The organism is Methylomonas albis (genome assembly GCF_014850955.1).
GTDB lineage: Bacteria > Pseudomonadota > Gammaproteobacteria > Methylococcales > Methylomonadaceae > Methylomonas > Methylomonas albis.
Window position 1 is genome coordinate 1,685,403 of record NZ_JACXSS010000001.1, and the last position, 24,499, is coordinate 1,709,901.

Here is a 24,499-nt window from a genome sequence, read left to right on the forward strand (position 1 = left end):
TTTTGTGTAATTCATCTGGTATGTCTTTATCACTGTTAAGTAGATGATTTACACGGAACAATTGATTGATGTGTCGTTAACATTAAGTAGAGTTGTCTAAATTTACTAAAGTTCGCCATTTGAAGAAGATCGGCGACCGATTTTTTGTCAGCGTTTTGGTTTAAAGTTAGCCGTTTTATACCCGCCGAATAAAAAATTTGGTGCTTGCTTTATTCCGGAGTTGCTCTTGTCACTACAAACAGTCAACGATCTGTTGAAAAAACATAAGCTTGTCGAAGGCATGCTGAATAATCAGCCCATGCCGCGTCGCAAGCTGATTACTGCCCTGGTACAAAAGCAGCATATGGTGGAGCTGCGTAGTTTATTGGCGCGGCTTTCTGCTATCGAAATTGGCCAAATTCTGCATGCGCTGGATCTGGAGGATGCGCGTTTGGTCTGGCAGCAGGTCGAGGAGAACAGGCAGGACGATGTGCTTTGGGAGTTGTCCGATACCTTACGCGAGGAATTGGTTGGCGACCGGGAACCGCATTGTGGCGTTGGGCAAATGAGTGCGTTCGAGTTGTTGGAAGGTCGGCTCGCTAAAGTGGCGATCACTTGCCGCCACGATTTGTATGCCATCAAGCCGATCTGGGTCGATTTATTGGCACCGAGCAAGGCGCAGCGGCTGCTCGTCGGACAACATTATGGCCTGGAGTTACCCGATCCTTTGGATTTGACCGATTTGGAAGCCAGTGCCCGGTTCTATGTCGAGGATCAGCACGAGATTCATATTCACTCGGATTTTTTACTGGATCGCGAAGGCAAATCGCGCAGTGTGCCGGTCGCATTTATATTGCGTGGCGACATGCTGTTTTCGGTGCGTAGTGAAGAGTTGCCCGTGTTTCGTTTACAGCGTTTACGGGCTCGTACCCAACCGGGTTTCGTTTCGGATTGCAAGGATATGTTGCTGGATTTATATGGTGCCGAAGCCGAATATTCTGCCGATGCGCTGGAGAATATTTACGAACAGTTGGAAATTGTCAGCAAAAAAGTATTGAGTCAGGATATTAGCGACGAAGAAGCCGCGGATATTTTGACCGATATTGCCGAAGAGGAGGATTTGAATGGCCGAATCCGCCGAAATATGCTTGATACTCAGCGTGCGGTTTCTTTTCTGATTCGCCGCAAATTGCTGAATACCACCCAGCTGGAAGATGCTCAGCAAATTCTGCGGGATATAGAGTCGCTTAATAGCCACACTGCGTTTTTGTTCGACAAGATTAATTTTCTGATGGATGCCACAGTCGGTTTTATCAATATCAATCAGAACAAGGTAATCAAAATTTTCTCTGTGGCTTCGGTGGCGATGTTGCCACCCACTTTGATAGCCAGTATTTACGGAATGAATTTTGAAAATATGCCGGAATTGCAGTGGATGCTTGGCTACCCTTTCGCGCTTGGATTAATGACGGTCTCGGTCTTGTTGCCGTTTATTTTCTTTAAACGCAAGGGGTGGTTGAGGTGAAGGATGGGCATGGGTTCATGCTCATTTTAAGATTGGATGCAGCCTGCGACAATATGTCACATTTAAATTTGAAATTTACGTAACTATTATTAGCCTAACTTTTTCGTTCGGTTTGATAGTTAAAAGTTGCGTTATATTTCTTCCTATTGCTTCCAAGGTGGTTACTAAAAATAGCCGCCTTTTTTTTGGGCTAAAATAAAGTGTGATTAGTGTTTGGGATTGAATTTAATCAGCTTGATGGCGTTTTCATCACGCTTAATTATTTCGATGACGTGTCCATGTAACTTCACGCTGGTACCGGGTTCCGGAATGGTCTCCATGTATTCGATTACCAGGCCATTCAAAGTTTTTGGGCCTTCGGTGGGTAAATCCCAATGCGTGATGCGATTGAGTTCGCGGATGGTTACGCCGGCATCCACTAGATAGCTGCCGTCTTTTTGCATTTTTATATCGGGTTCTTCCGAAACCAATTCGCCGACAATCTCCTGCAATAAGTCATCGAGTGTCACCAATCCCTGTACATCCCCATATTCGTCTACCACCAGGCCAATACGTAATTTTTCGGCCTTAAAGACTTGCATTTGTTTATGAATAGAGGTGCTGGCCGGAATGAAGAAAGGCTTGGACAGGCTGTTGGTGATATTGTGTTTGTCGAAACCGGGATGACTAATTTGCGACAAAATTGTTCTTAAATGTAGAAAGCCTATCACCCGGTCGATATTTTTTTTGTACACCGGTAGGCGAGTATGCGGACTATTTTGTAGTTGTTTGATAATATCTTCTACCGATTCCTCCAAATCGATACCAATAATTTCATTGCGATGCGTCATGATATCGGTAACGCTAGCCGATTCCAGATCCAAAATACTCAACAGCATGTTTTGATAACGTGCCGGCAAGTGATTGGCTTCCGACACGATGCTTTTTAACTCGTCTTTATTAAGTGATTCGACAGCTGTAATGCTCGTGCTTTTAATGCCGAACGGCCACAATAGCAGGTTGGATATAGAGTTAATAACCCAAACTAACGGGTAAAAGACTTTCAATAATGGGATGTAAATCCAGGAAGATAGTAACGCTAAAAGCTCAGGCTTGAGGGCGCCTAAGGTTTTTGGGGTGACTTCGGAAAACACCAACATTCCAAACGTTAAAAGGCCGATAGCAGGTGCTACAGCGTTGTCGCCGCTGAGACGGATCGCCATCAAGGTGGTTAGGGACGCTGCCAGGATATTGACGAAATTGTTGCCCAGCAGAATCAGGCCTATCAAGCGATCCGGCCTTTTCAGGAGTTGATGGGCTTTAATCGCACCCTTATGATTTTTCTTCACCAAATGCTGTAACCGATAACGGTTCAGCGTCATCAACGCGGTTTCAGAGCCGGAAAAAAAAGCTGAAATTATCAGTAGGGCTGCCAGTATACCGAACAGTATACTCAAAGATATGTCGTTCAAGGCAACGGGGCTCTTGGCTGTTAAACATGGGGCTAGTTTCTATGTTGTGGAAAATTTGTCAAGCTGCAAAATTGGATCGCCTATTAGTCAATCGATGTAAACAACATGAACTAAACTATGCAATAGCTTGAAATGAGGCCATTTTGACAATAACCGGATTCGATGCTTAACTTAAAACCAGCAACACCATTCCGCCTTAAAACAACGTAGTTCGCAGAGATTATACGCATGGCTTTGCCAGAAATTTTGCTCATTGATGACAACACTAACCGCATACAGCAGGTGGAAGGTATACTCCGATTTTTGGAATACCGGGTGGAGACGGTTGCCAGTAGCGATTTCGAAGCAGTGCTTCGCCAGCATGATAATTTCGATGCAGTGTTTGTCGGCTGCGGTGGGGACAAACAAGCCAGCTTGATCAAAATGGTCGCAGAAAACGTCGGTGATATTCCCGTTGTGCTGCTGGTGGAGGCCGGCGGACCGCAAGTCGTCAGCGCTATTCAACAAATGGTCAACAAAACTTTGGAGTGGCCGACTGTTTACCCGCAATTGATTCAATTGCTGGACAGTTTGCCTCAGCCTGTTCAATCTACTAAAAAATCTCTACCGGACAAGGGCTTGGCCGGTAAAAGTAAAGCCATTCAAAAAACCCGTTCGCAAATCGATCAAGTTGCAAAATCCGACGCCACAGTGCTTATTTTGGGCGAATCCGGTACGGGTAAGGAAGTAGTGGCCCAAGCGTTGCATCGTGCCTCCTCGCGCAGAGACAGGCCGTTCGTGCCGGTCAATTGCGGCGCTATCCCGGGCGAATTGTTGGAAAGCGAATTGTTTGGGCATGAGAAGGGGGCATTTACCGGCGCTTTGACCTCGCGACAAGGTCGTTTCGAGATGGCGGAAGGCGGTACGCTATTTTTGGATGAAATCGGCGATATGCCGATGCCGATGCAGGTTAAGCTGCTAAGGGTATTGCAGGAACGCACTTTCGAGCGTGTCGGTAGCAACAAAACCATCCATTGCGATGTGCGTATTATCGCGGCGACGCATCGTTACTTGGAACAGGAAATCGCCGAAAAGCGCTTTCGCGAAGATTTATTTTACCGCCTTAATGTGTTTCCGATCGAAGTGCCGGCCTTGCGGGAAAGGGCAGAAGACATTCCTTATTTAATCAATGATTTGGTCGCCCGCATGGAAACCGCCAATAGGGGAACCGTCAGCTTATTGCCCAGGGCTATCGCGACCTTGATGCAACATAGCTGGCCCGGTAACGTTCGAGAGTTGTCCAATTTGATCGAACGCTTGGCTATCATTAGTCCGGATGCTAGCGTCGATGTCGGCGATTTGCCGGAAAAATTTCAGGCCTACGAAGTGCCGGAAGGTGTACAGATTTCCCTGCCGGAGCAAGACATTCATATCGTACGGCCGGCAGAGAGAGAAGCGCTGGCGATGCCCGCTCCCGGCGCAGTTGCTGCGGTACACTTGCCGGAACAAGGTATCGACCTAAAGGAATACCTGACCGATCTTGAGAACGAACTGATTCGCCAGGCACTGGAGGAATGTAACGGCGTGGTCGCGCATGCGGCTAAGTTGTTGAATATGCGCAGAACCACTCTGGTGGAAAAACTTCGCAAATCCGATGTGGCTTAGCCGGTTTTTATCCCCAACGTTTCACTGATGGTTCCATGAATAAATCCGAGGCTGAATCGTCGTCAGCCGATCTAATACCGGAAATTGTCGCCAATATTGCCGGAATTCGTGAGTTGCGCCGCGATATGCATGCTCACCCGGAGTTGTGCTTCCAAGAGCGCCGTACCGCTGAGTTGGTTGCAGCTAAATTAACCGAATGGGGGATTCCGGTTCATCGCGGCTTGGGTAAAACCGGGGTAGTCGGGATTGTTAAAGCGGGTAGTGCCGATAGGGCTATTGGGCTACGCGCCGATATGGACGCCTTGCCCATGCATGAGCAAAACAGCTTTGCGCATGCTTCACTATACCCCGGTAAAATGCACGGATGCGGGCATGACGGCCACACTGCCATGCTGTTGGCTGCCGCGCAATATCTGGCAACCCAGCGTCATTTTGACGGCACCGTCTATCTGATATTTCAACCGGCCGAAGAGGGCGGGGGCGGTGCCGATGAAATGATCAAGGACGGTCTGTTCGACTTGTTTCCGATGCAATCGGTGTATGGTATGCACAATTGGCCGGAGTTGCCGGCCGGCCAATTTGCGGTCAGCCCAGGGCCGGTAATGGCCTCTTTGAACACCTTTCGCATCTTGATTCGCGGCAAAGGCTGTCATGCAGCATTGCCGCATTTGGGATTAGACCCCGTGCCGGTGGCTGCGCAAATGATTATGGCGTTTCAAACAATCTTGACTCGCAACGCCAACCCCTTGGATAACGGCTTGATTTCAGTGACCATGGTGCACGCGGGCGAGGCAACTAATATCATCGCTGATACCTGTGAGTTGGCGGGTACCGTGCGTACATTTTCCAATCAGTTGTTGGATTTGATTGAAACCCGCATGAGGGAAATCGCCCGGCATATTTGTCTGGCACACGGCATGGAATGTGATTTTGAATTTAGCCGTAGTTATCCAGCGACGGTTAATCATGATCAGGCAGTTGCCGTTTCCCGATGGGTAATGAGCGGTATCGTCGGCGAGCAGCATGTGCTAGAGCAAAAAGCTACGATGGGCGCTGAAGATTTTGCGTTTATGCTGCAAAAATTACCCGGCAGCTATTGCTTTATCGGCAACGGCGTCGGCGATCACCGCATTCAAGGCCATGGTGCGGGCCCTTGCACTCTCCATAACACCAGTTACGATTTTAACGACGATATTTTGCCCTTGGGAGCCACTTATTGGGTGAGATTGGTGGAAGCTTGTCTGGCAGCTGAGTAATTGCTGTCATACGATTCTTACAGGGCCGGCTAAAACTGCCGGTTTTGTCACAAATCTGGCAGTTTTTGTGACACAGTTGTCATGTCAGCAACCTATTTGAGAGAGTAGGGTCACTCGAGAAAAAGTTGTTTCGTCTTTTCTATTGAAAGCGGTAACCCAGGAAAAGCAAAAGTCCGGATCCCCTTTGCGCGGGGTTGATGGACTCCAGAGGTTCTTGGCGATTGCCCTTTTGTATTCAAAATATTGAATCTTAATCGCCGAATGAGTTGGCTTGGATCATGCTGCTTACTAGTCGGGTTTAACCAGAAAATAGGTGAGGGTCATGAACACGTCAAGCAGCGAAATTACACAACTCAGCAGCACACGCACCCTGTTCGTTGAAACACTGAGCCAGCAATTTATTGCCCTAACCGGCTGCGGAGTTTATGTCTATCTCAATCCGGTTGATATTAACGGTTTATTCAACCAATACTTAAGCGATACCCTGTCGATTGATACTTTCGCCAGACAGTGTGTCAAAAACGTAATGGAATAGCTCCGATAATTGAATTAAGCAAATGGGCTTTGGAAGTAGGGCGTGATAGTGATTCCCTGCTTCCTGATTTTCCTTGAAATCCTCATAAATCTAATTTCGCGCAAAGGCGACTTGGTAACCGCTGATAAAATCGCAGCGATCCAAGCTTTCAGCTATGGCAGTTATCGATATTTTATGATTGCCGCTCGCTATAAAAACCAGATGCCATTCTTCGTGTTTATTATTGCTGATCACGGTAATCGAACCTTCGGCCAGACGATAACCTAAGGCTTTTGCCAAGTTATCTATCTCGGTTTGACTGGATCTATAACCCGTTTGAAAGCGTAAAATTACCGCAACGGCGTGGCGGGACGGTAGCGCCGCTTCGATTTGTCCGCCCCATATCATGGTCGCCGAGGCTATCAAAGACAGCACAATTGCCGCAAAATAAAACCCGGCGCCGCACAGAATGCCAATAGCAGAAGATGCCCAAATCGATGCGGCGGTAGTCAGCCCACTGATATTCAGACCTTCCTTCATGATCACGCCTGCACCCAAGAAGCCAATGCCTGTCACGATACCCTGAATGACTCGGGTGGGGTCGGCAGTAGCGGTGAGCGGCAATAAGCCGCCAAACCAGAACTGCGGGTAACCAACGATTACCGTTACCGCAGCCGATGCCATGCACACCAGCCCATAGGTACGCATGCCGGCGGCGCGGCCATGGTAGGAGCGTTCGTAGCCGACTACCATGCCTAAAAACAGGGCGCCGACGATGTTCATCAAAATCACCAGGCTAGCCTCTAATTGGGCGGTGGACCAGTAGGAAATTAGCCGGTCTGGTGAGATTGGGTTCATGATTTAGTCTGTAAGGTTAGGTCGCATTATTGGATGGTTTCGACATCAATTTGCAAGGGTTGCTGATAATAGATGCCGGACAATTTCCGTTTGAACTCCTCGGTCACATCTTGGGCATCCGAACGGCTTTTCACGACACGAGGAGTGATCAATACCACCAGTTCGGTTTTGTCTTTGTTTCTGGTGGTACCGCCAAATAATGGGCCGATTAACGGGATTTCATGCAATAGCGGCACACCGTCGCGCAGATAGTCATTGTTTTCCTTGATTAACCCGCCCAGGACGATGGTTTCACCGCTTTGCACCGCGACACTACTCTCTATCTCTCTTTTTTGAATGGTAGGTGAATCGATTGTGTCGCTGGTTGTGGTTTTAATGGCCTGATTCACGCTTTGTAATATGTCCATCAGAACCAGTCCACCGGCATTGACCCTGGGTCTAACCGACAAATTAACACCGGTATCGATCATTTGTATCGAGCTGGTCTGCACGATACCGTTATTGGTGTTAGTGCTGCTTAAATTGCTGGAGACTGAGGAGCGTATTGGTACCGAATCGCCGACCTTAATGGTAGCTTCCTGGTTGTTGAGTACCATCAACGAGGGCGATGAAATGACATTGACATTATTGTTTTTTGCGCTGGCATTCAATACAGCTTGAATGTCCTTGGAACCGCTGGAAAACGCGTAAGAAAAACCGCCTGTTGAAAACGTTTTTGCAGTCTCTGTTGTCAAGTTGATCAAATCTATTCCCTGCGCTGATCCCCCATTTATGTGATTAGCGCCACCATTATTGTGACTGAAATACCATTGCAGTCCGTATTTCAAATCGTCGTTTAGAGTAACTTCCACTATCGTCGCATCGATCATCACCTGTAAGGGTAATACATCCAATTGCTTTAACACGCGCTCGATCACCGCGTATTCCTGCGCGGTCGCCACGATGATTAACGCATTGTTGCCTTCATCGGCGATGATTTTCACGTTAGGCATATCGTTGCTATTGCTGCCGCTGGTGCCACCGCTACTACTCAAGCTGCCGCCGAGGGCACCGCTGCCGCGGGTGTTGCTCTTGTCTTGCGTTCTGTCGCTTAAGGTTCTTTCGCTACCTGAGCTGCCGGTACTGCCACTAGTGCCGCTATTGCTACTAGAGCCACCAGTACTACTATTATTGCTGCTGGAATTGCCTCGGCTGCTTTTATTGCTCGCTGACATCGATTTGCGACCGGATGCAATCGACGCTTTGCTGCTTCTGCCTGAACCACCACTGCCGAAAATATTGCTTAAGGTATCGGCTAAATCCGTGGCACTAACATGTTGAGCCCTATAGACATTCACGCCGCCGGCTGCTGCGGTGTTGATCCGGTCCAGCCGCAACACCCAGTTTTCTATATCCTTCAAATAATTGGCTTGATGAGTAATCGCCAACACCGCATTCAGCCGTTCTATCTCAATAAAGCGGAAAAAGCTAGCTTCATCGTCCTTGCCATTTTTAGCATTGAAAATTTGTTCCAACTCTTCAATGATTTTGCCGGCGCTGACGTTGGACGGGGTAAATAATGCAAACGAACGGCCCTTTAATATATCAACATCAAAGGTATTGACTACATCCAGCGCCCTAGAGATTTCCAAGCCTGAACCGGCGATCAATATCAGGTTTCGGTTCGGATCAACATGCAGCAATGATTTTTCCGGTAGCAGCGGTTTTAAGATTTCCGCCAGTTCAGAGGCTGCAACGTTTTTCACCGGAATCACTCTGACTTGATAACCGTTGGGCATTTTGGCGCTGGATAGCGAACTGATCGAACTGCTGTACAGGGCTTCGTTGGAGGGTTTGATCAAATACATGCCGGCCTGTTCGGTCAGCGCGGCGTTGTTCAAACTCAGCAGCATATCCAGGGTTGGGATCAGCTCGTCCTTGCTCAAGGGTTTGGAGGTTTGCAAGGTTACCTTGCCGACCACTTGGGGACTGATGGTGTAGTTCCGGCCCAGAATGTCGCTGAGGATTACTTTAGCCACTTCGCCAAGATCAGCGTCGTCGAAATTTAGACTGTATTCGCCCTTGCCGCTGCTTTTTCCACCGCCGGCATGGCTGGTTTGCGGCGCGATACTCACTTCTCCGCTGGGAAATAACTCTACTTTTGTGGTTCTGTTTTCGGCATTTTTAGAGGCGTCGTTAGCCAATTCCGGAATCAACAATGTCTCCTCTTGAATCGGTTTGTTATCGGCGATAGCCAGTTTTTCATGCAATTGCGGACCGATAAATTCACAGCCGGTCATGGACAGCGCCAACGCCAACATAGGAGAAATGTTGATTTTTTTAGTTGTCATTGTTGTTCTCGGGATTTTCATTAGGTACTGGTTCTATAGGTTTGGCAACGGCATTGGGCTGCGGGGGCCTAGGTGGCACGGCTGGTTTGCCGGGCATGGGGGGCTTGACTTGTACGCGCGGCTTTCTTAATACGACCGACTTTTCCTGGCCGGCCTGCTGCAGCAATACATGATCGGCTTGTATTTGTTTCAGCAGCCAACCGGAAATGCTTTGTTCCTCGGTAACTTTTAAAAACTTTTTGGCTTCGTTGCGTTTTCTAAATAAGGCTGTCGGCTTGTTGGCTTTGTCGTAAACGCCGATTAACTCCCAATCGTCAATTTGCCCGGACTCTTGAGTTTGTAAATTATCGGTTGGACTGGCATCGGCGAATGGTTTTCTGCCTTCGACAAATAAAGGTCTATCGACAATATCGCTGTAACTTTCTGCAGAGCCTTTGCTATCGGCAAGGTTGGGCAGTTGTTCGGCTGGCGAGTCGGTTTGGGCGCGCGGCTCAAGTAACGTTTGCAATTGAGTCAGCGTAAATTGACTATAAGTCCATTCCGCAACCAACAGCAGGCTCAAGGCACCACAACCCAGTAATTGCAATCTGATCAGCTTTTGGTTCATGGGGTTTTGGCTCGCATAAAACTGATCACTTCAAAGCTGACGTTTAACTGAGAACTGGGGTCCATTTTGTTGGTGCTGCGGTTGCGCGCACCGCGCACCGGCGAAATATCCAATTGATCGACTAGTAACAAGGGCGCGTTGGTATCCAGGCTGTGCAATACCGCGCGCAACGCTTCGATGCTGCCGCTCATGCGCACTTTGACCGCGATGCGGACAAAATCTTCTTCGGCCTTACCTGGCAAGCCTTGAGTACTGGTCAGCTGGCCGCCGGCTTCCGTTACGGCGGTTTTGACGATGTTTTGCAGCTCGGCCGAAGCTAGCGCTTCGGTATCGCTATCGCTCAGATAGCTTTGCTGCTGATATTGCTGATTTAATGATGTCAGATTTTGCGCAACGCTATCGCGGCGGGCGACGATGGTTTGTTGGCGTTGTAAACGAAACAGCAAGTCGTTTTTTTGCTCGCGATAATCGAGCCAACTGCTGAATAAAGGCAGCATCACCAGAAATATTACAGTCGATAACACCAATCCCAGTAATGCCAGCGCCAGCCAGCGCTGATAGCGGGCATCATTCATTGCGTAGAGTCTCCATTTTCCGCCGGCTCAGTTACGCTGGGATGGTTACTCGTAGTCGCTTCGGTGTCTGACTTGGGCTCGGCCGGCGGCGGGCTAACATCCATACTAATTTGGAAGCGCTCCCGTCCGGTCGCTTTATCCTGGGTCAATGGCGAAACGAAACTGACATTACTAAAAAATCCGGAGCTTTCCAACAAACCGATCAAGGAAGACGCGGCCGGCGATTGCCCCTGAATTTGCAAGCGCTTGTCCGCAAACTGAAAATGCGTTAGCCAGCTGTCGTCTTTTAATAGAATGCTAAGTTCGTTCAAGACTGCAACCAGGGCAGGAGATTGGGCTTTGATGTCTATCAAACGCTGTGTTTGCTGGCGTAAGGCATCGGTTTCATGTTGTTGCTCTTCTATCACGCGGGTTTCTTTTTCCAGCGTTTTGATTTGGTTTTTCAATACATCGACGGCTCGGCCTTCCTGCCAAACCGGCCAAATCAATACCGCGAGAGTTAACAGCAACAGTATGCCATTCAGCAACCAGTGCACGGCTTGGCCTAATGCATCACCACGTGGCCGGTAGCGTTCAGGGAGTAAATTGTAGGCAGGTGCATTGGCCGGGCAGGCGGTACAGGCTTGGCAAAAATCTACCAAAACCGGCTGTATGCCTAAGGTCTGCAGTTTACCAAGTTGTTCGTCCAGCAATGTTTTGGGGGTAAATACCAGCAATACTTCAATTTGGCCGTGTTCGGTTTTGCCGAGTGGTATGGCGGCGAAATAGACCTGTTCGGCCTTGAATGGTGTATAGCGGTCTAATTCAAACCCGACAACTTGTTGCAGATTCTCTTGCGCGGCCGCGGGTAAATAGATGGTTTTTTTTAACGCCTGCGTATTGTCTAGGCGCAAGATAGACTCGGCTTTTTCAAAGTCCGGGTTTTGGGCTTTTAAGGTTTGATAGCTGTCCGCGATATTGCTGTCCAGCCGCCATGTCATTGGCGTTTGCTGTTCGGCTTGTCGGTAAAAGTTGATTTGAAAATCCGCGTCTGCAGCGCTGAATACGATTGCGCCGCTACTGTCGCTAAGCGATGATTTAAGACGGTTCGGCACTAAAAATGCCAATTCCCGCCCCCACCAATGGAAGAAACGTTTCAGATCAAAATCAATGGTCGTTTGTAAACTCATCTTGAACGGTTATTAGCTGGGATTCCTTTGCCGAGTCGAATAAGGCCAAAACTTGCTGACCTTGTTTCCAATCCAGGATTTGATAGGGCGCTTGGCTGGGGTCTTGATTCTGGATTCTTAACACTGCTTCAATAGCTGCTGTTGCCTGATCCGTCAGCAGGGTTTGCACCACAATAGTATACGTTTGCGCTTCATCTGCCAATGCCGGATCGGTTTGCTCGGCATTGTCATCATCGTTGGAAGCCGATTCAGCCAGCCGATTTTCTAGGTTTACATCATGAATATTTTGTTCCTTGAGGCTATCACCGACGATTTGCAGTAGCTCGGGTGACGCGAGTCGCGAATTTAATTCGGCTTGACCGGAATAGATGGTGATCCATGGTAGCAGGCGTTCAAAAATATCGGCGTTGAAACCCAGCACCAATTGTAGTTCTTCCAAGGATTGAAACGGCTGATTGCTGGGCTGATAAGCCAGGCCGGCTTGCCGATATTGCTTTTTCTCTGCACCTTGCGGGCGCGGCTCGTCGTCGGCATCGCGCCAATCCAGAAGCGCGTCGAGCAAGTGTTGTTGCAGTTTTTCGTCGTCGCTCACCGAGTTAAGCAAGGCCTTTAGCAAGGGTTCTTCGGCTGCGTTAATATCGACTTTGCCGGATTCCGCGAGAATTCTGATGCGGATTTCAGCATCGTTGGTCGGTATCCGATAGATGCTGCCGTCTACATGCCAGCGTTGTTTGGGATCGGGATGTTGCAGCATGAATTGGGCAATACTCAGACCGGTTTCCGCCAGGGCCTGCGCTTGGGCATTGTTTTTCAAGGCGCCGGCAACGCTGCTTTCCCGACGCATGCTTAACGCAAAACTGCCGGCCATCAGACTCAGCAACGTTAAGATCCAAATCACGATCACCAACGCCAGTCCGCCTTGCCGATTGAGTCTATGTACACTATGCATGTTAGTGAAAACTCGCACCGGACTGATTTTGCTCGCCGACCAGGCCTTCCGTATTCGGCTGACCGGTGATTTTCAACGCAAATATCATGTCCGGCCAAAAACTGTCGTCGCTCAGCGCGATGCTGATTTTCACCAACTTGGGTAACTGACCGGTCGTTTGCCCTTGCCATTCGTCCACCCAGCCGCTGGTGCCGTCGCCATTGCCCGTGTCGGCGCCGAAATAGCTGATTTTGAAATGCCGTAAATTTTCCAAAATCACTACCGGTTCGGCGTCGGTCGGTATGGATTCGGTTTGCCGGTAAGGCGTCAACGCTACTTTGAGTGTCGATGGCTTTTGCGGGTCCAGCCCGACATGAAACACTTGCAAGCCCTTACGTGCCGAGGCGGCTGGCAGGGCAGAGACAAAACTGATGCTTTGCGGCAAGCCGGTAAAAGCCAGTTTCGGCACGTCTTGCAAATCCTGTTGTTGATTGTTTTGCTGTTGGTCTGGGATGACCGGGAATGGTTTGGTATTGCTCAAATGCCGCTTGAAGAATTGGTAAACCACGGCTTTTTTATTCACTTCGCTGATTTTGGCTTCGCCGCTGTTCCAGCTTTCCGCAGCAATTCGCAAACTGGCAAATAGCAATGCCACCATGATGCTCAGCAGGCTGAGGGCAATCAGCATTTCAATCAGCGTAAAGCCTTTTGCGGATGAGCGGTTCAGCACTAGCCAGGGCCTTGATGCTGCAGTTTTAAAGTGTGTAATTCCACGGAGCGCGGTTGTTTTTCCTCGCCCCAAGCAACGACTACTCGCACGGACATCAGTTCCGGCGTGGCTCTTTGTTGATCCGAATTCGTGTCTCTAAGGCTGGGACGTGATAGTGCTGGTACCGAAGGCCTGACAGTGATTTGCCAGTCGTATTTATCACCTTCCGTACCCTGAGTCTCGCCGGCTGTCAGCGCGGTTTCCACGCCGGTACGAGCCATCAGCGATTCGGCGATTTGCACCGCGATAGTGTATTCCTCGGAAATCACGGCATTGTTAACGCCGGTGCCGAAGATGCGCAGCAGCACGGTCAGCGCAATCGCCATGATGGAAAAGGCCACCAGTATTTCCAGCAGGGAAAAGCCTTTATGCCGCAGCATCGGAAATACTGACCTCGCCGGTAATCCAGTTGACGTCGATACGGCGCAATTGATTGCCCCATTCTAGCGTGATGCGACCACCGGTGGACGAGCCGTCGCCGAAGAAACGAATATTGCCTTGTTCTCCTTCGCTAAACTCTTCTTCCGCAACGACGAGGGAAACGTCGATATCTTCGGCAAACGGATAGTTCTTGTCACGGTTGCTGATTGAATAGCTATTGTCTTGCAGATCTATTGCCACACTCACCGGTTTTTGCGTCATCACGGCTTGGCCGTGCGCATAACGCAGCGCCGAGGCCATATCCCTGGCTACCGCTTGGAGTTTGGTGCTGCGGTTGCCGGAACCAATATTGCTGCCCAGTACCGCAAAACCCAGCACGCTGATCAGCAGTACGATAATCAACTCGATCAAGGTGAAACCGCCATTGCGATTAGGGCGCAGCCGCCGAGACGCAAAATCTTGCGTTTCTAGCAGCTTAATGGCGGGTAGCGCGTTCATTTATTCCCAACTGTTGATGTCCTGATCTTCGCCTTCGCCGCCTTCTTTTTCATCGGCGCCAAAGCTAAACAAATCGAACTTGCCGTGCTGGCCGGGAAAGACATAGTGGTAATCTTGATTCCAGGGATCTTGCGGGATTTTGTCCTTGCGTAAGTAAGGGCCGTTCCAGCGTTTGGCGTCGGCGGGTCGTTCCACCAGTGCAGCCAAACCTTGTTGGGCGGTGGGGTAACGGCCTTCGTCGAGCTTATACATATCCAGCGATGCCGCCAGATCCTCGATTTGCACCCTGGCGGCCTTGGTTTTGGAGGCGCCCATATGTTTCATCACCTGCGGGCCGACAATCCCGGCCAGCATGGCGATAATGCCCAACACCACCAACAGTTCCAGCAAGGTAAAACCGCCGTGGCGGGGAAGCATGTGTTTCATTTGATTAACTCCTTTCATTTAAAAAGCAAGATCGTTCACGCTCAAGATCGCCAACAAAATCGAGACGATAATGCCGCCTATCATCAAGCCCAGCGAGATGATCAAGGCCGGCTCCAGCAAGGCCAACATCCGTTGGATGGTGGTTTTCAGCTGCTTGTCGTAAATCACCGCCACCCGCATCAGCATTTCCTCCAGGCGGCCGGTTTCCTCGCCCATTTTAATCATTTGCACGGCCAGTTTGGGAAACAGGTTTTGCTGAGCCAAGGCATCCGACATGGTACGGCCTTGTTTAAGCTGCGCTTCTGCATTCTCCAACATATCGGCCAAGACCATATTGCCAACCGTTTCCCGGACGATGCCCAACGATTTCAGGATGGACACGCCGTTACCCAATAAAGTGCCGAAGGTGCGGCTGAAATTCGCTACCTCCATGGTCAGGATAATCTCGCCAAACAGGGGTAGCTTCAAAAATCGGCCATCCCAGGTTTTTTTACCGACAGGGTCGGCCAGTTGCGACTTCATGGTCTGTACGCTGCCAAGAATAACAATCAGCATTACCCACCAGTAACTTTGCAGAAATTCCGCCAGACCCACCACAATCTGGGTCGGCACCGGCAAAGCTTGGCCGGCGCTGTCGAACATTTCCTTGAATTGAGGAACTACAAAGGTCAGCATTACAAATAAGGATGCCAACGACATCACCAACAAAATGGCCGGATAAATCAACGCGGTGCTGACCGTGTCTTTTAGCTCCTGCGAACGCTCCATGTATTCAGATAAGCGCAGCAACACCCCGCCCAGATTGCCGCCCATTTCCCCGGCGCGGATCATGTTTAGATAAAACTTGGAAAACACCCCGCTCTGGCTTTCCAGCGAATCGGCCAGCGCCTTGCCGGCCTTGACCTTTTCCAACACCTCGCCGGTCAATTTATTCAGTTTCGGATTTTCTTCGGTCAACTGCATCAGAATCGTTAACGACCGATCCAGCGGCAGACCTGATTCAAGCAAAGTGGCCAATTCGCCGGTCAGCATCCCGATTTCTTTTTGCGACAGTTTAACGGCGGCTGACTTCAGCTTGAAACCAAGGAAGGTCTTGTCTTTAGCCAGCTCGATGCGGATTGGAATCAAGCCCTGGTTTTGCAACTCTAACAGTAAAGCCTGCTCGTCGGCGGCGTTACGCAAACCTTCCTCGGCGATACCTTGGTTGTTGACGACTTTGTAAGAGAATAATGGCATTGAATTGTTCAGTTGGCGTTCAGCTGGGTTTACGGCTATGGTTTAGTGCTGCAAATAAATAGACCCGCGGTAAGCGCTGCGGAGTTTCAATCTGCTGATGTATTGCCATAGATTAAACTATTGAGCCTTAAGATAGAGCATCTGATTTAACCGGGGTTACCATTAGTCGCCGGGGTCTGGATGGGCGGCATTTATTTCCGCAGGCAAAACATGGCCGCCACTATAAAGTAGTTGGAAGCGTATCTCAAAACTCCATCCGTATACCGACGTTGAAGGCGTGGCGGGAGACATATTCCTGGCCGATGGTGGTGTCGTATTGAATGAAAGCCGAGCCGCCAAACGGCAGTTGGGCCGATAAACCGGCGCGCAAATTGATGTAATCCTTGTCGACACTAAAACTGTTGGTGGTAAAGGCGTTGTTAGGCGCGTCGACGAAGCGGGTGGTAATCAAGGAGTTTTTATTGAACCACTGGTGCTCCCATTCGACATTCACTTGCGAAACCAGAACGCCCATCGGCGTGCTCAGCGCATGCGAGATCATCGCCCCAATACTGCTGCTTAACGACTCGTTGTTCAAATCGCCGACTATCATGTTCATGCCTAAACCGGCGCCTTGTTCTTTGCGGCCGTTGACAAAGTTGTAACCGTATTCGGTGCGGCCTCTAAGGCCAAACGTCCATTCTTTTAGCGCTATGTCGTAACCGCTGCTGAGGCTGGTGCGATTTTGCCAGCCGTCGGTTTGGCTGGATGCCGTTTCATTGATCGCTGTGCCGATGGCATCGTTATAAAGCGTGACCCGCTTGGAATCGTATTGGTTGTAAGTCAGGTTGTTCACTAGATCAACATACCAGTTATCGGTTAGATTTAACGAGCCAAAGGCTGATAGGGTATATCCGTCTATGCTTTGGCTGCCGCCCTGTTGGGAAATCAGTGCAGTACTGCTGCCGTAGCCGGCAGACAAACCCATCAGTAGTCGTTTGCTCAAGCGATAGTCGGCACCGGCAGTGACGGCGGACATGGTTGACGCGTAACCGCGTTGAACAACCGTCGCGGTTCTATCCGCCCATTCAAACTGGCCGTTAATGAATAGGCCCAAATTATTGAAACCGGAGAAAAGATCGGTGCCGTCGTTGTCGTTATCTGTGCTCAAGGAAATACTGACCGAGGAGGGGGTATTTGATGAGGGTTGACCTTCTTTTTCCGGCGTGGAAGCCTGAATGCTGATAGCGTTAGAACTGGGCGAACTGGGTGCACTACTGGGCGTGTTTATGCTGCTTGACGCATTCGGCGTGCTGACACTGTTCGTTGCGCTGGGTGTACCTAAACTACTTGCACCGCCGGCATTAAATGAGCTCGTTACAGTGCTATTGAGGTTGGCGGGCGCATTGAAACTGGAAAGAGTGCCGGCGCCGACGTTTGGGGATCTCAGAGTGATGAGTCGCTGGGTGATGTTGCTGGTTTGCAGTTTAGCTATTTGGTTGGATACGTTTTGTTCCGCCGCGATTTGGCCCGGGCTGATTTGTCGTAAGGCGCTGATGAATTGATCCACTTTGCTGGCATCGGCGGTACCGTTTGCTAAAAAGGGTTTCAAGCCGTTCAATAGATTCTGCAGATTGGCCGAGGTCGAGGCACTGCAATCTATCTGTTGTAAGGCACTGGCTAGGGATTGCACGTCGGCGGGGACCAGATTGGGCAATCGGGGCACCATGGTCAGCAAAAACTGTTTTTCTTGCTTGGAAAATATAAACATATCGCTGGAGCCTTCAGGACAAGTAATGCTCTGATTAAAATTTCCGGTGATGCTGCCGCTGGTGGTTTGCAACAGCACAGACTGCGAAAAAGCCTGTTGTGGCGAGAAATTAGGCTGGCTGGCTAGGCGTTGTAAGTTAAGCTTTGCCCCTTGAATATCGATGCTGCGCGCGGTAATCGAATCGGTCACCAATTGTCCGTTTACTCCACCCAATTCCAAATTCAAGCTACTGGATTGGCGGAAGATCAAATCAGCTGATGTGGCATCGATGGCCGCTATCCCCTGACCATTGGCACCTGGCCCTGGCGAGAAGCTGTTGTTTATGTCTACACTGCCGGCGTAAGAACCGCTGCCGGATACCGGGCCGTTTAAGGTTAAATGTGAACCTGCGATGCCCACCGTACCATTGTTGATGACCGGACCGCTGATGTTGCCGTTGCCGCCGAAGGTACCTGCTTGTATCTCGGTCAAAGCTTGGCTCCAAACGCCGTCCACCTGGGTAGTGCCGGCGGTTTGCCGGTAAGTGCCCGTGCCGGTAAAGGTCGCGTTGCCGGTCACTCGCACATTGCCTGAATTGATGACGGTCGATTGATTGTTGAGGATGAAATTGCCGTTTAGCAATAAATCGCTGGCAGAGCCTCCCGAGCCGCTGATAATCAAACTGCCGGGGCCTTGCATCTCACCGCCGGAAAGCACTGCCGATTGCACTCTTAATTCGCCCGGACCCGACAATATGCCGCCAGTCTGCTCGTAACGACTGACCTCCGTGCTGGTGTGCTGTAAATTGACGGTGCCGCCTTTTATGGTAAAGGTGCTGCCCAGGTTGAGCAGCTTGGTCGCCGCGGACGAAAAATTAACGATGCCGCCGGATACCTCGGTGGAATTGCTTACCGAATAATCGCCGGCGATAGTGGTTGTTCCGCCGCTGAACACCGCATCGGTGGCCGTTAGCGCAACGTCGGCGTTGACTAGATTGGTCCCGCCGCTAAAGGTAATATTAGCTGTGCCAAGATTGGTGCCCGCATTGAATTGGTGGGTGCCTGCGCCAAATTCCAAGGTACCGTTACCGGTGAAATTGCCGGAGTGGGTATTGCTGCCGGTAAAATTCAATTTGCCGGCATCTACAAGTGTGTTACCGGTGTAGCTGTTAGTGCCGCCCAAGGTCACCGTACCCGAAGTGGTTTTATTCAAGCCCACGCTGCCGGCTAAATTGGCACTGACCGTGCCGGCTTGCAGATCGAACGCACTGTTCGACGTTAACGTGCCGGTGCCGGTAATCGAACCCGACAGTAATTGCACGCCGGCCACCGTGTCGCTGTTTGCGCCCAGAGCGAAGATGCCGCCGTTGACGATCAGGCTGGAGGCATTGGCGAGCACATCGCTGGCGCCCAAGGCTAAGGTGCCGGCGCTGACTTGCGTGTTGCCGGTGTAAGCGTTGATGCCGCTGAGCGTGACGGTGCCTGCGGTAGTTTTGGTCAAGCCCACGCTGCCGCCCAGCGCGGCACTGACCGTGCCGGCTTGCACATCAAACGTGCTGGTCGAGGTCAAGGTGCCGGTGCCGGTAATAGACCCGGACAACAATTGCACGCCGGTCACCGTGTCGTTATTACTGCCCAGATCGAAAGTGCCGCCATTGACAATCAGGCTGGAGGCATTGGCGAGCACATCGCTGGCCCCCAAAGCCAACGTGCCGGCACTGACTTGCGTATTGCCGGTGTAAGCGTTGGTGCCGCTGAGCGTGACGGTGCCTGCGGTAGTTTTGGTCAAGCCCACGCTGCCGCCCAGCGCGGCGCTGACCGTGCCGGATTGCACATCAAACGTGCTGGTCGAGGTCAAGGTGCCGGTGCCGGTAATAGACCCGGACAACAATTGCACGCCGGTCACCGTGTCGTTATTACTGCCCAGATCGAAAGTGCCGCCATTGACAATCAGGCTGGAGGCATTGGCGAGCACATCGCTGGCGCCCAAGGCTAAGGTGCCGGCGCTGACTTGCGTGTTGCCGGTGTAAGCGTTGGTGCCGCTGAGCGTGACGGTGCCTGCGGTAGTTTTGGTCAAGCCCACGCTGCCGCCTAGCGCGGCACTGACCGTGCCGGATTGCACATCAAACGTGCTGGTCGAGGTCAAGGTGCCGGTGCCGGTAATAGACCCGGACAACAATTGCACGCCGGCCACCGTGTCGCTGTTTGCGCCCAGAGCGAAGATGCCGCCGTTGACGATCAGGCTGGAGGCATTGGCGAGCACATCGCTGGCGCCCAAGGCTAAGGTGCCGGCGCTGACTTGCGTGTTGCCGGTGTAAGCGTTGATGCCGCTGAGCGTGACGGTGCCTGCGGTAGTTTTGGTCAAGCCCACGCTGCCGCCCAGCGCGGCACTGACCGTGCCGGCTTGCACATCAAACGTGCTGGTCGAGGTCAAGGTGCCGGTGCCGGTAATAGACCCGGACAACAATTGCACGCCGGTCACCGTGTCGTTATTACTGCCCAGATCGAAAGTGCCGCCATTGACAATCAGGCTGGAGGCATTGGCGAGCACATCGCTGGCCCCCAAAGCCAACGTGCCGGCACTGACTTGCGTATTGCCGGTGTAAGCGTTGGTGCCGCTGAGCGTGACGGTGCCTGCGGTAGTTTTGGTCAAGCCCACGCTGCCGCCCAGCGCGGCGCTGACCGTGCCGGATTGCACATCAAACGTGCTGGTCGAGGTCAAGGTGCCGGTGCCGGTAATAGACCCGGACAACAATTGCACGCCGGTCACCGTGTCGTTATTACTGCCCAGATCGAAAGTGCCGCCATTGACAATCAGGCTGGAGGCATTGGCGAGCACATCGCTGGCGCCCAAGGCTAAGGTGCCGGCGCTGACTTGCGTGTTGCCGGTGTAAGTATTGGTGCCGCTCAGCGTGACGGTGCCGGTGGTAGTTTTGGTCAAGCCCACGCTGCCGCCCAGCGCGGCACTGACCGTGCCGGATTGCACATCAAACGTGCTGGTCGAGGTCAAGGTGCCGGTGCCGGTAATAGACCCGGACAACAATTGCACCAAGGCTACCGTGTCGTTGTTTACGCCCAGATCGAAGATGCCGCCGTTGACGAGCAGGCTGGAGGCATTGGCGAGCACATCGCTGGCGCCCAAGGCTAAGGTGCCGGCGCTGACTTGCGTGTTGCCGGTGTAAGTATTGGTGCCGCTGAGCGTGACGGTGCCGGCGGTAGTTTTGGTCAATCCGACACTGCCGGCTAAATTGGCATTGACCGTACCGGCTTGCATATCAAAGTCGGTGGTTGAGGTTAATGTTTCAGTGCCGCTCAATATCGCGGCTGAATTTGCTAACGTGAATTTCGTCACCGTGGGCGAAATATCAAGATCCACAGTTTGGCCGACGTCGATAACCGCGTCATCGGCGGCTCCAGGGCTCGCGGCGCACGACCAATTAGCGGGAGTAGACCAAGTGGAGTCTATAACCAGCCAGTTACAAGTGGTGGCGTCGGCTGTTGAAAAAAATCCGAGCAGCAATGCCGAGAAAGCATAAGTGAGGCTTGTGCCGGCGTCGCGTGAATGCCGTTCGCCTGTCAGGGGATTATTTGTGGGCTCGGCTGGCGATTGACACATCTTTAATCAGTGATATTGGTTGGAAAGCGGGGGTTAGTCATATTCCGCTTGTTACGATTCGCAGTGAGGGATCTTAGCCTGGGCATTCAGCACCTTTCTAGATTCAGATCAAGGAAAGCCTATTTGTCCAGGGCCAACTCAAGCCTCTGTCGTCACCCGCAACACTTCCTCCAATGTCGTAACGCCCTGCAACGCTTTGCCGACGCCGTCTTCGTACATGGTTTGCATGCCTTCCTGGATAGCGGTTTGCTGGATCACAAAGGCTTCTTCGTGTTTCATGATCTGTTTACGTATCGTGTCGGTCATGGTCAAAAACTCGATGATCGCAAACCGACCTTTGTAGCCGATACCGTTGCAGGTCGGGCAGCCGACCGGTTTGTGCAGCAGGATTTCGCCGGACGGTTGCCAGTGCCGTAATTTCATTTCCTCGATCAGTGTCTCTGAGGCCGGATGGGCTAGCTTGCAATGCGGACAGAGGCGGCGCACCAAGCGTTGTGCCAGGATGCCGTTGATGGTGGAGCTAAGCAGGTATTCTTCCAAACCCATGTCTTGCAAGCGGGTAACGCCGGCGGCGGCATCGTTGGTGTGTAGCGTGGATAGTACCAAGTGGCCGGTCAGCGCGGATTGCACGGCGATTTTCGCGGTTTCCAGGTCGCGCATCTCGCCGATCATGATCACGTCCGGGTCTTGGCGGACGATGGAGCGCAAGGCCGACGCAAAGGTCAGGCCGATTTGCGGTTTGGCTTGAATTTGGTTGATGCCTTCCAGTTGATATTCCACCGGATCTTCGACGGTGATGATCTTACGTTCCGAGGTGTTCAGGGTTTTTAACGCCGCGTAAAGCGAGGTGGATTTACCGCTACCGGTCGGGCCCGTAATCAACAGAATGCCGTGTGGTTGGGCCAATACTTCCATGAAGCGCTCGGCCTGTTTGCCGACGAAGCCCAGGGTTTCGAAATCCAGCACCGCGTTTTCCTTGTCCAGCAAACGGATCACCACGCTTTCGCCGTGCAGGGTAGGGATGGTGGAAACCCGCAAATCCAGCTCCTTGCCGATCATTTGCAATTTGATACGGCCGTCTTGCGGCAAGCGCCGTTCGGCGATGTTGAGCTTGGCCATGATTTTGATCCGTGAAAGCACAGCGGCGGTCGAGGCTACTGGCGGCGAATCGATGTCCTGTAACACGCCGTCGATACGCAGACGCACTTTCAGGCTTTGTTCGAAGGGTTCGATATGTACGTCGGAGGCACGGCTTTCCACGGCTTTTTGCAGGATGAAGTTCACCATTTTGATGATGGGTGCTTCGCTAGCCAGGTCTTTCAAATGCTCCAGATCTTCGCTGCCTTCTTCCTCGACATTGAGGTTGTCCATCAGCTTGTCCATTTGCGACTTGCCTTCACCGTATTGCAATTCCAGCGCGGCGTCGATTTCCGAAAGTTGGCCTATTTGCAATTTAATGGGTTTACCGGTAGCCAGTTGCAAGGCTTGGGTGACGTAATCGTCTTCCGGGTCCATCACCGCAATTTGGATGTGCTCGTCGTCCGCTGCCAGTCCCACCGCGTGGTATTGCTTTAAAAAACGCTGGGAAACGCTATCGGGCAGTGGCGTTTGCGGTGGGTAGTGTTCCGGCGTCACACGGGCGATACCGCTGGCTTCGGCGAAGCTGCCGGCGATGTCGCTGTCCGAACACAAGCCCAGTTTGATCAACAGTTGCGGCACGGAGTCGTCCAATGCCGATTTTTGCATGCGACGGACTTTGCCCAAATCGCTGTCTGAGAGTTTACCCTTGCTTTTTAACAAGCTGAGAAAGGCAGCGTATTTTTCGGATTTTTCGACGGTTTCCATGTTCACTTTATCAGCCTAAACTTTTAGAACTCGATCACATTGTAGCGATTTTCCACACAGGCCGGCAGTAATTGTTTAGAGGGCAGTGACTCCTGCCGCGCGCTTGAGAGGGAATCTCGAGCCGCTCGAACAGATCTTAATTTTTGGGATAGTGAGTGTCGGGGTTTTGGACTTACTTGGGTTCCCTCTTTTGTCAGATCGTGCCGTTGCAGTCGATTGATCCATCTGCTTCAATGACGGCAAGTTGACCTATATTGGTCAACATGCGTAGCCTGGATGAAGCGCGGCGCAATCCGAGATTTGGTAGCTGTCATTTCCCGGATTCCATTTAATTGCATTGGGTGATAGGTAGGCTGGGTTGAATGACGTGAAACCCAGCTCATGAAGCGGAAAAGATCATGCGCACTTATATTCGTAGCTATTCCAAAGGCGGCACATATTTTTTTACCGTAAATCTCGCCCAGAGAAAACAAAACGACTTGTTGATTCGGCATATTGATGAATTACGTAGTGCATGCCGTTATACCCAACAACGTCATCCCTTAATCATTGAGGCGATGGTAGTGTTACCAGAACATTTACATTGCATTTGGCGATTACCTGAAGGCAACGATGATTATCCGATGCGTTGGCGCTTGCTTAAATCACATTTTTCCAGACAGATTCAAAAGAAGGAATTCGTTTCCGATAGTCGAAGACGGAAAAACGAACGTGGGGTATGGCAACGCCGGTATTGGGAGCACCAAATTCGTGACGATGCGGATTTTCAACAACATATGGATTATATTCATTACAATCCGGTAAAACATGGACATGTGAAGAAAGCAACGGATTGGCCTTATTCATCGATCCATCGCTGGATCAATCTAGGCGCTTATCCTGAAGACTGGGCCGCTCCACCAAAAGTGATCGAACGCCACTGGGAATAGGCAATGCTGGGTTTCACGCTGTTCAACCCAGCCTACGGTCCTGATTTTCGATGATCTGCGGAAGGTAAGAGATCTTGTCTGTCGCAATTTCATTTTTTTATCCAAGTGTAGTAAAAACATCGCGTATCAGGCAATGATGCACTTCCGTACGTCAGACAGCTTATTTAGTGACAATAAGCCCAGCATGTATTCAATGCAGGAAAATGCATCAATGAAAGTAGCTAGAGTTTTCTCA

Annotated in this window: 19 protein-coding genes; 5 read left to right on the forward strand and 14 right to left on the reverse strand. The window is 51.1% G+C overall.

Going from position 1 to position 24,499, the window contains the following annotated elements; all coding sequences use genetic code 11:
• Positions 1-226 precede the first annotated feature (226 nt).
• A complete protein-coding gene (gene corA, locus EBA_RS07765) occupies positions 227-1,504 on the forward strand; it encodes a magnesium/cobalt transporter CorA (RefSeq protein ID WP_192374115.1) in 1,278 nt (425 codons plus the stop codon).
• A 206-nt stretch (positions 1,505-1,710) separates the two neighbouring features.
• On the opposite strand, the gene EBA_RS07770 is transcribed toward corA, so the two are convergent.
• Entirely contained in the window at positions 1,711-2,955 is a 1,245-nt protein-coding gene (locus EBA_RS07770) for an HlyC/CorC family transporter (protein WP_192374116.1), read from the reverse strand.
• Between the two features lie 228 nt (positions 2,956-3,183).
• Between EBA_RS07770 and EBA_RS07775 the strand changes: the two genes are divergently transcribed.
• The 3 genes from EBA_RS07775 (at position 3,184) to EBA_RS07785 (ending at position 6,390) form a co-directional block, all read left to right on the forward strand.
• Positions 3,184-4,599, forward strand: coding sequence for a sigma-54 dependent transcriptional regulator (locus tag EBA_RS07775; protein ID WP_192374117.1), 1,416 nt, complete (start codon positions 3,184-3,186; stop codon positions 4,597-4,599).
• Positions 4,600-4,634: 35 nt separating this feature from the next.
• Positions 4,635-5,855, forward strand: a complete 1,221-nt coding sequence (locus EBA_RS07780) for a M20 aminoacylase family protein (protein WP_192374118.1) — start codon at positions 4,635-4,637, stop codon at positions 5,853-5,855.
• Positions 5,856-6,177: 322 nt separating this feature from the next.
• Entirely contained in the window at positions 6,178-6,390 is a 213-nt protein-coding gene (locus EBA_RS07785) for a hypothetical protein (RefSeq protein WP_192374119.1), read from the forward strand.
• A 90-nt stretch (positions 6,391-6,480) separates the two neighbouring features.
• Here EBA_RS07785 and EBA_RS07790 read toward each other — a convergent pair whose 3' ends face one another.
• From EBA_RS07790 to gspE, 13 genes are all read right to left on the reverse strand, one after another.
• Positions 6,481-7,227 (reverse strand): MgtC/SapB family protein, encoded by a 747-nt coding sequence (locus tag EBA_RS07790; RefSeq protein WP_192374120.1) that lies wholly within the window; start codon positions 7,225-7,227, stop codon positions 6,481-6,483.
• Between the two features lie 26 nt (positions 7,228-7,253).
• Positions 7,254-9,557, reverse strand: coding sequence for a type II secretion system secretin GspD (gspD, locus tag EBA_RS07795; protein ID WP_192374121.1), 2,304 nt, complete (start codon positions 9,555-9,557; stop codon positions 7,254-7,256).
• Positions 9,547-10,164: a hypothetical protein gene (locus tag EBA_RS07800; protein ID WP_192374122.1), complete on the reverse strand. Its 618-nt coding sequence runs from the start codon at positions 10,162-10,164 to the stop codon at positions 9,547-9,549. The genes gspD and EBA_RS07800 overlap by 11 nt, the downstream gene beginning before the upstream one ends.
• A complete protein-coding gene (gspM, locus tag EBA_RS07805; protein WP_192374123.1) occupies positions 10,161-10,739 on the reverse strand; it encodes a type II secretion system protein GspM in 579 nt (192 codons plus the stop codon). Before gspM ends, EBA_RS07800 begins: the two co-directional genes overlap by 4 nt.
• On the reverse strand, positions 10,736-11,908 hold the full coding sequence (locus EBA_RS07810; RefSeq protein WP_192374124.1) for a PilN domain-containing protein: 1,173 nt from the start codon (positions 11,906-11,908) through the stop codon (positions 10,736-10,738). Before EBA_RS07810 ends, gspM begins: the two co-directional genes overlap by 4 nt.
• Positions 11,886-12,857: a type II secretion system minor pseudopilin gene (locus tag EBA_RS07815; protein ID WP_192374125.1), complete on the reverse strand. Its 972-nt coding sequence runs from the start codon at positions 12,855-12,857 to the stop codon at positions 11,886-11,888. The genes EBA_RS07810 and EBA_RS07815 overlap by 23 nt, the downstream gene beginning before the upstream one ends.
• A 1-nt stretch (position 12,858) precedes the next feature.
• Positions 12,859-13,566: a prepilin-type N-terminal cleavage/methylation domain-containing protein gene (locus EBA_RS07820; protein WP_192374126.1), complete on the reverse strand. Its 708-nt coding sequence runs from the start codon at positions 13,564-13,566 to the stop codon at positions 12,859-12,861.
• Positions 13,566-13,985, reverse strand: a complete 420-nt coding sequence (locus EBA_RS07825) for a type IV pilus modification PilV family protein (protein WP_192374127.1) — start codon at positions 13,983-13,985, stop codon at positions 13,566-13,568. The genes EBA_RS07820 and EBA_RS07825 overlap by 1 nt, the downstream gene beginning before the upstream one ends.
• Positions 13,972-14,484: a GspH/FimT family protein gene (locus tag EBA_RS07830; protein WP_192374128.1), complete on the reverse strand. Its 513-nt coding sequence runs from the start codon at positions 14,482-14,484 to the stop codon at positions 13,972-13,974. Before EBA_RS07830 ends, EBA_RS07825 begins: the two co-directional genes overlap by 14 nt.
• On the reverse strand, positions 14,485-14,910 hold the full coding sequence (gene gspG, locus EBA_RS07835; RefSeq protein WP_192374129.1) for a type II secretion system major pseudopilin GspG: 426 nt from the start codon (positions 14,908-14,910) through the stop codon (positions 14,485-14,487).
• A gap of 18 nt (positions 14,911-14,928) precedes the next feature.
• The gene (locus EBA_RS07840) at positions 14,929-16,146 is read right to left on the reverse strand and encodes a type II secretion system F family protein (RefSeq protein WP_192374130.1); all 1,218 of its coding nucleotides are present in this window, start codon (positions 16,144-16,146) and stop codon (positions 14,929-14,931) included.
• 244 nt (positions 16,147-16,390) lie between these two features.
• Positions 16,391-21,490: an autotransporter domain-containing protein gene (locus EBA_RS07845; protein WP_192374131.1), complete on the reverse strand. Its 5,100-nt coding sequence runs from the start codon at positions 21,488-21,490 to the stop codon at positions 16,391-16,393.
• 138 nt (positions 21,491-21,628) lie between these two features.
• The gene (gene gspE / locus EBA_RS07850; protein ID WP_192374132.1) at positions 21,629-23,335 is read right to left on the reverse strand and encodes a type II secretion system ATPase GspE; all 1,707 of its coding nucleotides are present in this window, start codon (positions 23,333-23,335) and stop codon (positions 21,629-21,631) included.
• Between the two features lie 398 nt (positions 23,336-23,733).
• On the opposite strand from gspE, the gene EBA_RS07855 reads away from it, so the two are divergent.
• Positions 23,734-24,264: an REP-associated tyrosine transposase gene (locus tag EBA_RS07855; RefSeq protein WP_192374133.1), complete on the forward strand. Its 531-nt coding sequence runs from the start codon at positions 23,734-23,736 to the stop codon at positions 24,262-24,264.
• Positions 24,265-24,499 lie beyond the last annotated feature (235 nt).